At 50.3% G+C, this 14,963-nt stretch carries 16 protein-coding genes and 2 pseudogenes; 10 read left to right on the top strand and 8 right to left on the bottom strand.

Annotated features, from left to right (window positions below; all coding sequences use genetic code 11):
• The first annotated feature begins 216 nt into the window (after positions 1–216).
• Entirely contained in the window at positions 217–1,044 is an 828-nt protein-coding gene (locus tag FP815_15605; protein MBA3016357.1) for a TatD family deoxyribonuclease, read from the top strand.
• A complete protein-coding gene (locus tag FP815_15610) occupies positions 1,041–1,724 on the top strand; it encodes a YggS family pyridoxal phosphate-dependent enzyme (GenBank protein MBA3016358.1) in 684 nt (227 codons plus the stop codon). Before FP815_15605 ends, FP815_15610 begins: the two co-directional genes overlap by 4 nt.
• Positions 1,725–1,728: 4 nt before the next feature.
• On the opposite strand, the gene FP815_15615 is transcribed toward FP815_15610, so the two are convergent.
• Complete coding sequence (locus FP815_15615; protein ID MBA3016359.1) at positions 1,729–2,694, bottom strand: adenylate/guanylate cyclase domain-containing protein; 966 nt, start codon at positions 2,692–2,694, stop codon at positions 1,729–1,731.
• A 32-nt stretch (positions 2,695–2,726) separates the two neighbouring features.
• Positions 2,727–2,897 carry a SelT/SelW/SelH family protein gene (locus FP815_15620; protein MBA3016360.1) on the bottom strand — a complete coding sequence of 57 codons (171 nt, stop codon included), beginning with the start codon at positions 2,895–2,897 and terminating at the stop codon, positions 2,727–2,729.
• 163 nt (positions 2,898–3,060) lie between these two features.
• Between FP815_15620 and FP815_15625 the strand changes: the two genes are divergently transcribed.
• The gene (locus FP815_15625) at positions 3,061–3,360 is read left to right on the top strand and encodes a transposase (protein MBA3016361.1); all 300 of its coding nucleotides are present in this window, start codon (positions 3,061–3,063) and stop codon (positions 3,358–3,360) included.
• Positions 3,357–3,623, top strand: a complete 267-nt coding sequence (locus tag FP815_15630) for a hypothetical protein (protein MBA3016362.1) — start codon at positions 3,357–3,359, stop codon at positions 3,621–3,623. The genes FP815_15625 and FP815_15630 overlap by 4 nt, the downstream gene beginning before the upstream one ends.
• 236 nt (positions 3,624–3,859) lie before the next feature.
• Here the strand turns inward: FP815_15630 and FP815_15635 are convergent, their stop codons facing one another.
• The 6 genes and pseudogenes from FP815_15635 to katG form a co-directional block, all read right to left on the bottom strand.
• Entirely contained in the window at positions 3,860–4,162 is a 303-nt protein-coding gene (locus tag FP815_15635) for a hypothetical protein (GenBank protein MBA3016363.1), read from the bottom strand.
• Positions 4,149–4,610, bottom strand: coding sequence for a type II toxin-antitoxin system HicB family antitoxin (locus FP815_15640; GenBank protein ID MBA3016364.1), 462 nt, complete (start codon positions 4,608–4,610; stop codon positions 4,149–4,151). Before FP815_15640 ends, FP815_15635 begins: the two co-directional genes overlap by 14 nt.
• Positions 4,607–4,861 carry a HicA protein gene (locus tag FP815_15645; GenBank protein ID MBA3016365.1) on the bottom strand — a complete coding sequence of 85 codons (255 nt, stop codon included), beginning with the start codon at positions 4,859–4,861 and terminating at the stop codon, positions 4,607–4,609. Before FP815_15645 ends, FP815_15640 begins: the two co-directional genes overlap by 4 nt.
• A 318-nt stretch (positions 4,862–5,179) precedes the next feature.
• A pseudogene (locus tag FP815_15650) lies at positions 5,180–6,727 on the bottom strand (transposase).
• A gap of 478 nt (positions 6,728–7,205) precedes the next feature.
• Positions 7,206–7,550, bottom strand: a complete 345-nt coding sequence (locus tag FP815_15655; protein ID MBA3016366.1) for a cytochrome c3 family protein — start codon at positions 7,548–7,550, stop codon at positions 7,206–7,208.
• Positions 7,551–7,661: 111 nt separating this feature from the next.
• Positions 7,662–9,857: a catalase/peroxidase HPI gene (katG, locus tag FP815_15660; protein MBA3016367.1), complete on the bottom strand. Its 2,196-nt coding sequence runs from the start codon at positions 9,855–9,857 to the stop codon at positions 7,662–7,664.
• Between the two features lie 1,603 nt (positions 9,858–11,460).
• Between katG and FP815_15665 the strand changes: the two genes are divergently transcribed.
• From FP815_15665 to FP815_15690, 6 genes and pseudogenes are all read left to right on the top strand, one after another.
• A complete protein-coding gene (locus FP815_15665; protein ID MBA3016368.1) occupies positions 11,461–11,988 on the top strand; it encodes a YeeE/YedE family protein in 528 nt (175 codons plus the stop codon).
• A complete protein-coding gene (locus tag FP815_15670; protein ID MBA3016369.1) occupies positions 11,985–12,512 on the top strand; it encodes a YeeE/YedE family protein in 528 nt (175 codons plus the stop codon). The genes FP815_15665 and FP815_15670 overlap by 4 nt, the downstream gene beginning before the upstream one ends.
• 340 nt (positions 12,513–12,852) lie before the next feature.
• Positions 12,853–13,359, top strand: a complete 507-nt coding sequence (locus FP815_15675) for a hypothetical protein (protein ID MBA3016370.1) — start codon at positions 12,853–12,855, stop codon at positions 13,357–13,359.
• Positions 13,360–13,983: 624 nt separating this feature from the next.
• Positions 13,984–14,067 (top strand): annotated as a pseudogene (locus FP815_15680) (recombinase).
• Between the two features lie 41 nt (positions 14,068–14,108).
• Positions 14,109–14,279, top strand: a complete 171-nt coding sequence (locus tag FP815_15685; GenBank protein MBA3016371.1) for a tyrosine-type recombinase/integrase — start codon at positions 14,109–14,111, stop codon at positions 14,277–14,279.
• The coding region (locus FP815_15690) for a transposase (protein ID MBA3016372.1) at positions 14,276–14,963 on the top strand (688 nt) is incomplete at its 3' end. The genes FP815_15685 and FP815_15690, both read left to right, overlap by 4 nt.

Here is a 14,963-nt window from a genome sequence, read left to right on the forward strand (position 1 = left end):
ACTGTAAACGTTTACCGGGTGCCCCAGCCGGAGTCTCCCTACGGTCGCTTACCTGCGTGATTTATATTGACCCGCTTCGTCGGTCAATAAAGCGGTCTGCGAAGTGTGCTAGTTGCACATGAGCAGGCCGCTAACAGCTAAGCGAGTTTGCGAGACTGTGAAGCAGATGGGGTGCCCGGTGAACATTTACGAGTTTTACATGAGTAGCAGGATTATATGACATCAAAAAATAAAAAAATTATTCCTTTGCCTCAACTTGGAAACAGAGCCTTTGCATTTGACAGCCATTGTCATTTAGATATGACTGATTATGACGATTATCGTGAGGTGGTGACCAGGGCTGACGCTGCCGGGGTAAAATTTATCTTTTCGGTGGGCATTGATTTGCCAAGTTCAAGGGCAGCTCTGGACTTGGCAAACGAGTTTCCTGGAGTGTACTCATCGGTGGGTATTCATCCTCATCATGTTGCTGACGCCAAGGAATCTGATTATCAGCAGATAGCTGAACTTGCTCTGCACCCTAAGGTCAAGGCCTATGGCGAAATTGGCCTTGACTATGTCCGGAATTATGCCCCCAGAGATGTGCAGATCAGGCATTTTCGGCGGCAGGTCGAATTGGCAAAGGAACTTGAGCTGCCGTTGATTATTCATGACAGAGAGGCACATGGCGATGTTATGGAGATTCTAGTTGGAGCAGGTCCTTTTCCGAAGGGGGGGGTGATGCATTGCTATTCCGGTGACATGGAACTGGCAAAGGAGGTTATTGGTCTTGGATTTTATCTATCGATTACGGGTGTTGTAACTTTTGCCAAGTCCGATATGCTGCAGGAGGTGGCTCGTCTGATCCCTTTGGATACTTTACTCGTTGAGACAGACGGCCCGTATCTGTCACCGGTTCCATACCGAGGGAAACGTAATGAACCAGCCTATGTGTTGTATGCGATTGCAAAAATTGCTGAATTAAGAGGCATTACACCTGAAGAGGTAGCCCGACAGACATCGGAGAATGCCATGAGGTTGTTTCAGCTGGAGTCTCACTTATGATTTCTATTGAAAAACAGATTGGTTTGGTTCGGGAAAACATTGCTCGTTCTGCTGAGCGAGTTGGGCGTGATCCTGCAGCTATTACTTTGGTTGCTGTCACTAAGCGGGTTGAGGAGGTTCGTTTGCGTGAGGCGATAGCTGCCGGTCAGGGTGTTTTTGGAGAAAATTATTTGCAGGAGGCCGTGGATAAAATTGCTTTGCTACCGAAAGTTGTGTGGCATTTTATCGGTGGGATTCAGTCGAATAAATTGAAAGTGATTGCTGAAATATTTGACGTGGTTGAGACGATTGATCGATTAAAGATTGCTTTTGGTCTTGAAAAACAACTTGAACTGTTGGGGAAGATCATGCCTGTTTATCTCCAGGTCAATATCGGAAGAGAAGTGCAGAAATCTGGGGTGTTACCGGAACAGGTCGATCAACTTGTGATCGGGGTTTTACAATGTCCCCACCTTCATTTGGCGGGATTAATGGCCATGCCACCCTATAATCCTGATCCTGAAGCCAGTCGGATCTATTTTTGTCAGATGAAGGAATTGGCTGATGGCCTGGTGCAACGTGGCGTAGTGGCACATCCTCTTGGTCTGTCCATGGGGATGTCTGGTGATTATGAAGTTGCTGTTGAAGAAGGAGCTACGGTCGTAAGGGTTGGCTCGGCCCTTTTTGGAGACAGAGGATAGCCTTTTAGGATGGTTGATGAAGAAGATACTGTTTTAATTGGTCAAAGGTACAGCCAAAAGCGGTTACTGGAATTGTTTTGCCCTTGATTTGATGTTGGCAGGGAGAGAAATAAGCCGCGAGTAGCTTCGGATCAAGCAAGGAGGCTGCGTCGTTGCCAAGCAACAGATCCTTGCCGACTTTTTCTGTTAAGTCTTCCAGTCTGAAGGCAACATTGACAGTATCACCAATGACCGTATGGTCTCGGTTGCCATCCACGCCAATGTTTCCAATTGCCGCTTCGCCGGTATTGATCGCCCCACCTATCGCTAACTTCCAGGGCAGATCGTTATGTGTTTCACCAAGTTCAGTAGTCATTGCAGCTATATGGGCTGCGCAGTGTAATGCTTGATTGACAGTGTGTCCGGGGGATTGGACTTCGGTCCAGATCGCCATGACAGCATCGCCGATGAATTTGTCGACACGGCCATGATAACGTTTGATAATGTCGTTGGCTTGTTGACTCCATGTCTTGATAATCTCTGATGTTTTTTGATCACCAATCTGTTCGGAGAGGGTGGTGAAACGTCGGATATCACAAATTAAAACGGTTATCCAGGCTTTGGAAATAAAAGCTACTGTTTGGTCATCAGTGAAATCAAGTTTATAATTATAATCAGCAGGAGTGTCTTGATTGAAGATCAATAAAGATTTGCCGCCGATATTGATAGTGTCTCCTGAGTTAAGCGGCACAGGGGCATAAACCCTTTGGTCGTTGACCATGGTGCCGTTTGCGCTACCTAAATCGATGATATTTACTGTGTTGTTCTCTTCAATTTGCAGCATTGCATGCTGCCGTGAGACCCATGAATTATCGAGAATGATGTCATTCCCTTTGCTTCGACCGATGCGAAAGGTTTTCTTTTCAATGAGAGACCACGTCTCAACGATATTTGTACTGCTGTCCAGTAGAGATAGAGAGATTAATGACATCGATTCAAATCCAGAAGCTGAACAGCATCATTTTAGGAGCGGTCAAGAGTAATGAGAGTATAGAGTTCCTCTGCGGATGGGAAGTGGCCGACCTTTTTTTTTGAAAAAATTTCCATCCCATCGACATACACATCAAGAACTCCACCGGACCCGGCGATAAGTTCGATTTTTGCGTTGCATTTTTCTGCCAGTTGTTCTCCCAACCTGGAAGCCTTTGGTAGGTAGTTTCATTGCGCGCAATAGGTGATTGAAATTTCCATGGTAAAAGTCTCCTTTTTCGATTCAAGCAAATGTGAAGAGGTTATACTTTTCTGGACACACAACATCGGGTATGAATGATGCCCCAACCTAAGGAGGTGTGTCTAAATGAGTGAGAAAAAGAAACCTGTCGAATATACAGCTGAATTTCGAGAGTCAGCAGTGAAATTAGCCGTTGAGAGTGCCCATCCAATTTCCCAGACCGCAAAAGAACTCGGGGTGAACAAAAACACGTTATATACATGGATTGGCCAGTTTCATCGTCCTGTTAAAAATTATGGTGAAACAGTGGCTGATGAACACATATATGATGAAGTGAAGCGTCTCCGCCTTGAGACTCGCCGTTTGAAGGAGGAGCGAGATATCCTAAAAAAGGCCGCAGCGTACTTTGTGAGAAGCATGGCGTGAAGTACGCTTTTATTCAACAGCACAACAAAGAATTTCGAGTCGGCCTGATGTGCTCGGTTTTTGGCGTTTCCCGTAACGGCTACTATCACTGGCTGGAATGGCCAGAAAGTCTTCGTAGTGTCGCCGATAAGCGAGTTGGCCAAAAGATAAAAACAGTTTTCGAAATAAACCGCAAAGTTTATGGCACATGGCGCATTAAGTTGGATTTGGCAGAGGACGGAGAAATTGTCAGTCGTCCGCGTATCGGTCGCTTACTTACATAGGGCGCATGGCGATCATTTCCCACTCATTGGATGATGAAGTTCGTTTCAAAAGTGATCTCACCCGTCCCGTTTGAGCCCCTTTTTTCCTTATCGCTCGTCCCCCAAGAGAGCCCCCTCGAAGCAATCCCCTATTAATAGGTAGGTGCACCTTGTTCATCGGCAGAGGCACCCCCGCGGCCTTGAACAAAGGATTGAAGTGACCTTGCAGGTCGCTTCAATCCTTACTGGTTGGACATCTAGCTTGCATCTTTAGTTTTTTTAGCCCTCTTCTTAGGTTCTGGGTTAACTGTTGCTGCATTAACAGTATTAATATTTTCTTTTTCTACCTCTATTTTTGCCAACCCTATACGGGATAAACCAATCATGGCACCAGGACATATTGAGTCAGGAGAAGGGCCTATAGCTCCAACAGCAAATTGAAATTGAACAGCAAGATTGTAAAGACCATCATGAATTCCTTGGTTCTTTATAAGTATTTTTGTTAATTCGATAAGAGAAAAATCAGCTACAAGATTTTGATCTTTATCAGTTGATTGCATTTAATGACCCCCAAGCAAGCGGTTGTTGTTCGGTAGTATTAACAACTGTTGATACAGTTTTATTGTCGGTAATAATTATATTGTGTTGGTGAATATGCTCAACTTTAAGTATTCCATTCTGTTCTATTGTTTTCTGAATTGATTGAACAATAAATTCATTCAATGTAATGGAACGGTAATAAGCTGCCTCAGCAGCTTTTCTGTGAAGTTCTTGTCCGACCCTTATGTTGAAAGTGCCGCTATATGGTTTATTGGCAGCTTTTCCCGTTTCTTGACAATATGCAAGATAGTGGTCAACTGCTTCTTCAAAAGAGGCTTTAATGTCGTGAACGGTATTCCCTTCGTAGGTAATAATGTCATCTATGAAAAGAATTTTGCCATGCAAGCAATCATCTTCGATGCTGGCTTCTATTGTGCCAGTATATCCTTTGAATGAAAGATTATTCATGGAATTACCTCTATATATTTAAGTGCGTTTTTAGCGTCGTGAATCTGATAAGATTTCAGTATTCCTGATGGGTGTGTTTTGGACATTCTGAAACGGAAACCACTTGTATGCTCAAACATATAGTGAGACCCTCCCCCGCATGAGTTTTTAAAGCCAAAGCTTCTCATAAGCGTAATGAGGTCGTCCCAAGAAAAATCCTTAGGTGATGGAGTGGCACAAAGTTTTGCCAAAAGTTTTTCTTTTTTAGACATTAAATCCTACCATGAGAAAAGCAAGGTTGCAACTAATATATAGTTGCATCGTTGTCAATATTTTTTTACCCACTTTGTGACATGTCAGCAATTGACTTTACCGGATGGTGGCCACATGCCCCGCCCAACGAGACTGTAGAAAAACCCCTTTCTCCGCACCGTTCCCTCGCCGGACAAGCTCATTTTTTGAGCCGGGTCGGCTTGCATTGCGGATTCTTTTAGTCTCTGTTAATTTTGCTCTGCCTCAACTTGCCTTTTCTGCTCTTTGCAGGGCGATCCGGGGCTTCAATCGAGACATTTTTTCATGTCTTGCTCGTTCTATGCAAATCCATCCGCGAATCGATGGATCTTTTTCATGTTGTGCACGATACAGAATAGGTTCCACTGCGTGTTCACTTTGCGCTTGCCTCGATGAGAGAACCTATCCAAGCCCATAATGTGCCGGATATGGGCGAAAGGAGGTTCTGCCGTCGCCAACCGCATCCCGTACAGCACTCGTCCTACGGATGAATCGATCTTGCGCTTCATTCTTTCTGTGAAAGTCTTCTTTCCCTGCTCACTCCTACCATGGAAATACGCCACCTGCCGGATCTCTGTTCGTTCCGGATAGCGGAGGCATTGACTGCGAAGCGCACAACCAACGCAGGCAGACTTCGGTCCTTTGAATTTCGTTGCCTTAAAATTCCTCACCGTCACATTACCGCCGCTCCGGTAGAGTTTCTTACCCGCCGGGCAGATGTAATGGGAGAGATCATCGGCAAAGATAAAATCCTTGGTGCTGAACAGACCTCGCTTGGAGTGAAGTATTGCACGTTCTTTCCGATGCTTTTCCTTGTATTTGTCGCTATCGGCAAAACGAGGGTCTCGCTTGCGAAAGAGATTGTCGGCCACGTAGCCGTCGATCCCGCTCAATGAGAGCATCTTCATGTTTTCTTCTGAGTGAAAACCACTGTCAGCACTCAATTTCGCTATGGCAAAGACATCGTGATCCTTGCCGATCTGTTGAAAATTCTCGCGCGCTCCATCAACCATCGGTTTCAGCAGATCGTGCTCCTGCCCTTGGCCATATGCCTCGGCATGAACAATCACCTGATGTGTGCTGTCCACCGTGGTCACCCCGGTATAGCCCTGAATCACCCCATGGGAGGTTTTTATTTTGGCTGAGTCATTATCTGTAATATTGCTCTTAATGGCCTTGCCTGTCTTGTCCAACTTGTCGTCATTCTTGGCCAACCAAGTTTTCACCTTGGCCACCTGCTTCATCAGGCTCTCGACATATTGGCTTTCCTTCTCAGCAACACCGTCGTCGCCGCTGGCATCCTGACTTTGATGTTTCTCCACTATCCGGTCGATGGCAGCCTCAATCTTAACCGCTTTCTTTTCCAGTTCCGCCTTGGTTCAGCTCCACTGCTTGCCAGCATTACTCGGCAGTTTGCAGCCGTCTATGGCGAACATCTCCTTGCCGATTAATCCCATGTTGTCGCACATCAGCAACACATCACGGAAAAAAGGCGTGATCTCCTTGTCCATGGTGGCAACGAAATTGGCGATAGTGGTGAAATGAGGACGAGTATCACCACTCAACGTCATGAAAATTACGTTATCTTCACAGCAACGGGCGATCTGGCGACTGGAGGTTATGCCACGAGAATAGGCAAAGAGTATGACTTTCAGCAGAGCCCTCGGGTTATAGGCTGTGGCCCCGGTCTCATCGTTCTTGTATCGCTTGTCAAAGATGGTGAGATCCAACTCCTGGTCAATGAGCCGGTTGAGGGTGTACTCGAAGGTTCCGGGGATGATCTGATCCTCAAAAAAAATTGAGATGAATTTCCCCTGTCTGATCTTGTTTGGTTTATATCTGGCCATTTCTGCAGTCTCTTAAGCTTGGTTAAGCTGTCATGTTACTGTTTACTGCAGGTAAATTGCTAGATTTGGAGTGTTTATTGAAGCATTTTTAACTTTTTCTACAGTCTGAACCGATAAGCTAAGCCGCGCCGCCAATGTACTTGGCTCGAAGAAAGCAGCTTCCCGGCGTCGGCTTTACGCGACGGGTTCGGCAGGGCTGCCGATAAAATAGATCTGTCCCCATTTTTTTTCCGGAGTCTTGCAAGCTCGCTTACCTGCACTCCGGCTTCCTTCAGACCCCTCCTCGCGAGGACGCCCTTGCCTTCGGCTAGTATTTATGTTCCTGTCATCACGACAGTAACGGATTCATCATACAAGGGGATTATTTTATACAAAAAATGTACCTGCAAATTTTTAACCGGACACCACTGAGAAAAGGATAAACGCGACCACCAGCAGGCAACGTTTATCCTTTTTTGGGTAAGAACTACTTTCCGCCTTATTTTTGATGACAGCCCTTGCACGCAGTTGGGCCTGCTTTCTGCCCCTTTGCCGCTAAGTCAGCATGGCATTTTTTGCACATGTCCATGACAACTTTTTTTTGCATCTTTCCTTCGGCCATCATTTTGTCAAGCACGTGGGCTTCTTTGGGAAAAACATCGTGACAGGGCTTGCAGTCAACAAACATTGATTGATGGCGACCGTGGGGAAATGTGATCGAACCCTCAATCCCCCCTTTAAGGGTAATCGTCTCCTTTCCCTTTTCGTCAGCAGCCATACTGCTCCCTGTCGCCAAAAAAATACCTCCTACAATCAAACTACCTAAGAATACTCTTGATTTCATTTTTTTCCTCCGTATGAGACGTGTACAAACAGCAGGTCGCGATTATCTTTATGGGGTAGCTGCCCTTTTTTCGTCGTTGAGTCAGAAACGCCAGGAAAGATGCAACGCCGATCAGGCCAGGTCAAAACGGTCAAGTTCCATGACCTTGCTCCACGCCCCAACAAAGTCGTGCAGGAACTTTTCCTGGGAGTCCGCACATCCGTAGACTTCAGCCAAGGCCCGGAGTTGGGAGTTAGAACCAAAGATGAGGTCGATACGGGTGCCGGTCCATTTGAGTTCGCCGCTCACACGATCTCGCCCCTCAAACACATCTTCATCGCCCGAGCTTGCCTGCCACGTTGTACTCATGTCGAGCAGATTCACGAAGAAATCATTGGTAAGCGTCCCTGGCCGCTTGGTGAAGACGCCATGCTTGGACTGTCCAAAGTTGGCGTTCAATACGCGCATACCGCCAACGAGAACCGTCATCTCAGGAGCGGTCAGCGTCATCAGTTGCGCCCGATCTACCAGTAGTTCCTCTGCCGATACGGCGAATTTGGATTTTTGGTAGTTGCGGAACCCGTCAGCTGCCGGTTTGAGTACGGCAAATGACTTCACGTCGGTTTGTTCCTGAGACGCATCCGTGCGTCCCGGCGTGAAGGGAACTGTTATCTCGTGACCCGCCTTCTTCGCAGCCTCCTCGACAGCAGCGCACCCACCCAGGACAATCACATCGGCAAGTGAAACCTTCTTCCCTCCGGATTGGGTATTGTTGTAATGGTGTTGTATTCCCTCCAGGGTCTTCAGCACAGTCGCCAGATGGTCAGGCTGGTTGACTTCCCAATCCTTCTGCGGGGCGAGACGAATGCGGGCCCCGTTGGCACCGCCACGCTTATCGGAGCCACGGAAGGTGGATGCCGAGGCCCAAGCAGTTGAGATCAGTTGCGGGATCGACAGGCCTGAGGCAAGTATCTTGCCCTTGAGCTCTGCGATGTCCTTCCCCTCGATCAACTTATGATCAAGCGCAGGGAGCGGGTCTTGCCATATCAGATCCTCTGCCGGGACCTCAGTGCCAAGATAACGGGAACGCGGACCCATGTCACGATGGGTCAGTTTGAACCACGCCCGGGCAAAAGCATCCGCGAATTCCTCGGGGTTCTGCAGATAGTGCCGCGCAATCGGCTCGTAGATTGGGTCGAAGCGCAACGAGAGGTCAGCCGTAGTCATCATCGGCCGGCTCTTCTTCGACGGGTCGTGCGCGTCTACTACCATGTCCTCATCAGCCACGTCCTTGGCCAGCCACTGATTCGCGCCCGCCGGGCTCTTCACCAACTCCCACTCGTACTTGAAAAGCACCTTCAAATAGCCGATATCCCACTTGATCGGGTTCGGCTTCCAGGCACCCTCGATCCCGCTGCTGATCGTATCGCCCCCTTTGCCGCTTCTGAAGCTGCTTTTCCAGCCGAACCCTTGCTCTTCAATGGGGGCGCCTTCAGGCTCAGGGCCCACATGCGAGGCAGGGCCGGCTCCGTGACATTTGCCAAACGTGTGCCCGCCCGCAACAAGCGCAACAGTCTCCTTGTCATTCATACCCATGCGTGCGAAAGTCTCTCGAACGTCGCGGCCGGAGGCAACCGGATCCGGCTTACCGTTCGGCCCTTCCGGGTTGACATAGATCAAGCCCATCTGCACGGCAGCGAGTGGATTTTCAAGGTTCCGTTCGCCGCTATAACGCTGGTCCCCAAGCCATTTGTCCTCCGCGCCCCAATAAATATCCTTTTCCGACTCCCAAACGTCCTCACGCCCTCCGGCGAAGCCGAATGTCGTAAAGCCCATGGATTCAAGGGCGCAGTTGCCGGCGAGGATCATCAGATCGGCCCAGGAAATTTTTCTGCCGTACTTCTGCTTGATCGGCCAAAGTAATCGTCGCGCCTTGTCGAGGTTTACATTGTCCGGCCAGCTGTTAAGCGGCGCAAGGCGTTGGGATCCGGACCCAGCCCCGCCGCGTCCGTCGCCCATACGATACGTGCCGGCGCTGTGCCACGCCATCCTGATAAAGAGACCCCCGTAATGACCCCAGTCAGCAGGCCACCAGTCTTGCGAGTCGGTCATTAACGCATACAGATCCTTCTTCACTGCAGCAAGGTCGAGTTTCTTAAATTCTTCTCTGTAGTCAAAATCCGCTCCCATCGGATTGGATTTGGCGGAATGCTGGTGCAGAATATCAAGGTTCAACAGCTTCGGCCACCAATCTCGGTTCGATGTGCCACCACCGGCGACTGGCTTACTGGTTCTGCCCGTTACTGGACACCTACTCTCCTCAGTCATAAAGTTTCCTCCTGTTGTTAAGTGAACAATTAAACATCATTACCTGGGGGTCATTGCGTTGGATGGCCCCCAGGTTGAGGTCGTCATCAGCTGCCACCTTGGAGCCCTGGCGGAAAGGCGGTCAGCCTAAATACCCTTGCTGGGTTTGAGTTCATTCTTAATGATTCTTGCGCTCAAACTAACCAGCATGGCTGGAGCATATCAGCCAGCCTTAACGAAGCATGAAAGTTGGTCATTTCAGCTCTCCGACCGCCAGAGACAACGACAGACTTTCATATAAACGATGCACCAGATAGCGGTTAGTGGTGCTGAGAGCAATGGACCAAATATAGTGCCCCGTCATCTCCTCTGTCAAGGAAAACCAGCTCTCAATTGCTATAATTCATAAAACAATACCAATTAAGTGACAGGACATTATTGAAAGTCAGAGATAAGCATTCAGCACGTACGCATGCGCCATCTGATCGAGAATTACGGAGCGATCCGTTGAAGGCGATGGAATACACCATTATGTCGATGAATCGTTCCCGGTCACGATAGAAAAGGGAATGATGGCCCACTCCAGTTTGTCATGAAGGGATGCGGCACCTTGGGAGCGGTTGTTGCTTTCTGCAGCGCACTTCGATTCTCACCAATAGCCCCGCCGATCAACCTTTCAAGGTGCCACTCGATCCACCAACCTCCCAACACGCTCAGGTTGAAACATCTAAGGACGTCTTCATGCCGCAGGTCTCAGAGGCTTCAAGGGAAGGCTCCGTGGGTATTCAGCCTGATGCCAAAACCAGCGGTCATTAATCATCCTAGCTCCATATAATATTCCTCCACATAGACGATCCTCACATCTTTGCCGAGGATCTCCCATGCCTCGAACATCCTCGTGATGAGCTCCATCCCCCTGAACGCGGGGATGGGTCTTACCGGCATAGATCACTTGGATGGAGCCGACTTGCGATGCATTCGTTCTGAGCCTCCCCAAGTCATGGAACAGAAGGTCGTCCCTCTTATAGTTCGGAGCACGCTGAGCAAAACCTAGGGTCAAGACGGTTTGATCCATGCCGACGTCGGTTTCCTGGTTAACCATAGAGCAAACCTTTTCAGTAAATCAGATACCACAGGTCTGAAAGTGTCGATGCCAGAAGGACACTGACATCTGAACCTCAGCGAAATGGGCTTGAATTAAGAGGACTCTCTCGAAGGTGAAGCATGCTTTTTTCATGCGCACCGGTGTTGCCAGGTTGCAACCATCCTCGTGCGGAACAGAAAACAGTAGGCACCTCACGCTATTTTGATCCCTATGCAATTGCAGCAAGTATGATGACCTCGCAAAAAGTCACGGGATGGCTAAGCAGGTATGCGAGCCCGCGAGACTCCGAAAGGGCCGACATACAAGGCGCGGGGTGTGTTTTGCGATTGAGGCGATACATATGGTATGCCGGATGAGAAAAACCGCCACGCAACGCAGTAGATCGGACTTTTTGCGACGCCATCAAGTATTAAGGTGCGACAATTTATCTATTGACAACCTTGAAATTCCTCATTTATATTTTGATAAAAATAGAGTATTTTGTCAGTTTGACCCTATCCGAAAAACAGGAGAAAAGCGATGAGACCGACAGATGAAGGCGTTCCATTGAATCCCTATCTTGCTGGCGCCCTGGCAGGCTTGGTCAGCATCGGCTCGGTATGGGCGGCGGGTAAATACCTGGGAGCCTCCACAACCTTTGTCCGCGCCACCGGTTTTATTGAGCGATTCTTCGCTGCCGAGCGGTTGGCTGGCCTGGAGTATTTTGTCAAGACCGCGCCCAAGATCGACTGGCAGTGGCTGTTCGTCGTGGGCATCTTCCTCGGCGCTTTGGTGGCCTCCCTCACCGATGGTTCTTTCCGCTGGCAAGCCCTGCCGGACATGTGGGAGCAGCGCTTCGGCCCCAGCCACGGCAAACGCGCGACGGTCGCATTTGCCGGCGGCGTCGTGGCCATGTTTGGCGCCCGGCTTGCGGACGGGTGTCCGAGCGGGCACGGGCTGAGCGGTTCGCTCCAGCTGGCGGTAAGCGGTTTTGTAGCTTTGGGCTGTTTTTTCCTAGGCGGCATCCTCATGGCCCGGATCCTTTACGGGGGGAGGAACGAACGATGAAAGAACTTGCCTATGGGCTCATCACCGGCATTCTCTTTGGGTTTCTTCTCCAGAAAGGGCGGGTGCTGCGCTACGACCGGCAGATCGGCGCGCTCCGCCTGCTCGACATGACTATCGTGAAGTTTATGCTCACCACCGTGCTGGTGGCCATGGTGGGCACCTATCTCCTTGTGGACCTGGGGCTCGCCAAACTCTCCATCAAAGAAACCGTGCTGGGCGGCAACATCATCGGCGGGCTTTGCTTCGGTCTCGGCTGGGGCCTGCTTGGCTACTGTCCGGGAACCTCGGCAGGCGCCCTTGCTGAAGGCCGCTGGGATGCCGCGTGGGGAATTGCCGGGATGCTCGCGGGGGCCGGGCTCTACGCCGAGGCCTATCCGCTCATGAAACAGACAGTGCTCACCTGGGGCGATTTCGGCAAAATAACCATCCCCCAGGCCCTGGGCGTGAACCACTGGCTGGTCATCGTCCCCCTGGTGCTGGGCGGGGTCGCCCTGCTCCGCTGGTTCGAACGGCGGGGGTTGTAAGGACAAAGCATGAGCCGTTTCCGCTTTGCCCTCGGCAGCAAATTGGATCTCTTCAGAAGAGGTTGAAGTCCCGAAGGGTTTGAATGCGGCTTTCATGCGCACCGGTGATTCCAGGTTGCAACCCTCCGCGTGCGCAACAGAAAACGTTCCGCACCCATGCTACTGGCCGTGCCGAAGACGGCACGGCACTTGGCCGGCACAACTCAGTGTAGGCGTTATTAAAATACTAACCAGCATGGCTGGACCATATTGGCCAGCCTCAGCGAACCATGAGAGTTGGTCATTTCAGCTCTCCGACCGTCAGAGGCGTCGACCGACTTTCATATAAAGGAAGTCTATTATGCGAAGTATGATCTGGATGGGCTGGTTTCTGCTTCTTGCCGGCTGTGCCATAGGTGTGAACAATCAAAAAGTAGGAGGAGTGCAGGTCGAGTCCCGGGAGCTCAACGATCTCGAACAACTTGGGCGGATGCTATTCTTCGATACAGCGCTGTCAGATCCGGAAGGACAGTCCTGCGACACCTGCCATGATCCGGACGTCGGCTGGACCGGTCCACGCTCCGACATCAACCAGGGCGGTTCGGTCTATCCCGGAGCAGTCCACAGCCGTTTCGGCAACCGCAAGCCACCGAGCGCCGCCTACGCCACCCCCAAGCCCTGTGCTGTATTACGACACGGACGAAGAGCTTTTCATTGGAGGCACTTTTTGGGATGGACGGGCCACTGGATGGCTGATGGGCGAACCGGTAGCGGAACAGGCACAGAGACCGTTTCTGAACCCCGTGGAGCACAACCTTCCCGACCCGGCGACGGTCGTCAGCAAGGTGTGTATCGGGGCCTACAGTGATCAGTTCAAAGGGTATTTCGGCAACGCCATTTGCGAAGACGTGGTCAATGCCTACAACGCTATCGGCCAGGCCCTGCTGGCCTACGAAAAATCCGCCGAAGTCAATGCGTTCAGCTCTAGGTACGATTACTACCTGCGCGGTCCGCAGAAATATCCCCTCAACAAACAGGAACTGAAGGGGTTACAGCTTTTTGCGGATAAAGAACGGGCCAAGTGTTCCGAATGCCACCCCAGCGCCCTGGGGGAAGACGGCTCTTTTCCTCTTTTCACCGATTTCAGCTACGATAACCTGGGACTGCCCAAAAACCCTACCAATCCCACCTATCAGATGCCGACGGAATTCAATCCGGACGGCGCCACCTGGGTGGATCCCGGCCTCGGCGGATTTCTCGCCACTGTGCCCCGTCTTGCCCATTTCGCCCCGGCAAACCAGGGGTTGCACAAGGTGCCGACCCTGCGCAATGTCGACAAACGTCCCGATTCGGGGTTCGTCAAGGCCTTCGGCCACAACGGCATATTCAAAAGCTTGAAAGAGACCGTCCATTTCTACAACACCCGAGATGTGCTGCCGGCCTGTGAAGCGATTCCGAACGCCCAGCAAGATAAAATAAATCTGTCCCCTTTTCCCTTATTGTCGACCTACCGCTCGACAGGGGCGGTATCCAGGTCGCCATGAAGAGTGTCGTCGAGCAGCTCGGCATTAAAAAAAAATTTCATGCCATTCATTACGCCATAGCTATGCCACTCATATGCTTGAGGCGGGAGTCGATCTCGTTGAACTGCAAAAAATTCTGGGCCATGTCAGTATCCTGACCACCTCCAGATATACCCACCTGACCGCCAAGACCGGCAACAACGCTCGCCAGGCAATCAATTCACTGATCAACACCTTCGACATGCAAGGGGGAGAGGCCAAATGATTCTACTCTCCTCAATCATCAAAACATTCAAAGACCGCTATCTTGACCGATACAAAAAGTCTATCCTGCCCAGCCATAGAAAGGCCATTCAGGCCATGGAACAATGTAGACAGGAGCATGGCCCGCACATGCTGGCCCAATGCTCCGATCATCAGTGCGGGGAACGGACCTATATCCCGCACTCCTGCGGCCATAGGAATTGCCCACACTGTCAGAACCATGAAAATCAGCAATGGATCGAAAATCAGTTAAGCAAGCAGTTGCCGGCCCCATATTACCTGATCACCTTCACCCTCCCTGAACAGCTCAGGGACCTTACCTGGCACAACCAAACAACAATGTATTCCCTGATGTTCACCTGTGTTCAGGATCTCCTGAAAACCTTCACCAGAAACGACAAAAAGCTAGGAGGAGCAGCGGGATTCACCACAATTATTCATACCCATTCAAGAGCCCTTGACTATCATCCGCACATTCATGTCGTCATGCCAGGGGCAAGCATTTGCATGAAAACGAGGCTGTGGCGGGTGAAGAATCCCGGCTATCTCTTCAGCCACAAAGCGCTGGCAAAAGTATTCAGGGCAAAAATGCTACAGGCCATTGTCGACAGTGGCCTGCAAGTGCCAAAAGACTGCCCCCAGCAGTGGGTCGTTGACTGCAAAGATGTTGGCAAGGGCGACAAGG

The sequence above is a fragment of the Desulfobulbaceae bacterium genome (assembly GCA_013792005.1).
Taxonomy (GTDB): Bacteria; Desulfobacterota; Desulfobulbia; order Desulfobulbales; family VMSU01; genus VMSU01.

Coding starts and splice junctions, on each gene's coding strand:
- FP815_15605 (MBA3016357.1), top strand. CDS start 217: ATGACATCAAAAAATAAAAAAATTATTCCTTTGCCTCAACTTGGAAAC.
- FP815_15610 (MBA3016358.1), top strand. CDS start 1,041: ATGATTTCTATTGAAAAACAGATTGGTTTGGTTCGGGAAAACATTGCT.
- FP815_15615 (MBA3016359.1), bottom strand. CDS start 2,694: ATGTCATTAATCTCTCTATCTCTACTGGACAGCAGTACAAATATCGTT.
- FP815_15625 (MBA3016361.1), top strand. CDS start 3,061: ATGAGTGAGAAAAAGAAACCTGTCGAATATACAGCTGAATTTCGAGAG.
- FP815_15635 (MBA3016363.1), bottom strand. CDS start 4,162: ATGCAATCAACTGATAAAGATCAAAATCTTGTAGCTGATTTTTCTCTT.
- FP815_15640 (MBA3016364.1), bottom strand. CDS start 4,610: ATGAATAATCTTTCATTCAAAGGATATACTGGCACAATAGAAGCCAGC.
- FP815_15645 (MBA3016365.1), bottom strand. CDS start 4,861: ATGTCTAAAAAAGAAAAACTTTTGGCAAAACTTTGTGCCACTCCATCA.
- FP815_15655 (MBA3016366.1), bottom strand. CDS start 7,550: ATGAAATCAAGAGTATTCTTAGGTAGTTTGATTGTAGGAGGTATTTTT.
- katG (MBA3016367.1), bottom strand. CDS start 9,857: ATGACTGAGGAGAGTAGGTGTCCAGTAACGGGCAGAACCAGTAAGCCA.
- FP815_15665 (MBA3016368.1), top strand. CDS start 11,461: ATGAGACCGACAGATGAAGGCGTTCCATTGAATCCCTATCTTGCTGGC.
- FP815_15670 (MBA3016369.1), top strand. CDS start 11,985: ATGAAAGAACTTGCCTATGGGCTCATCACCGGCATTCTCTTTGGGTTT.
- FP815_15675 (MBA3016370.1), top strand. CDS start 12,853: ATGCGAAGTATGATCTGGATGGGCTGGTTTCTGCTTCTTGCCGGCTGT.
- FP815_15685 (MBA3016371.1), top strand. CDS start 14,109: ATGCTTGAGGCGGGAGTCGATCTCGTTGAACTGCAAAAAATTCTGGGC.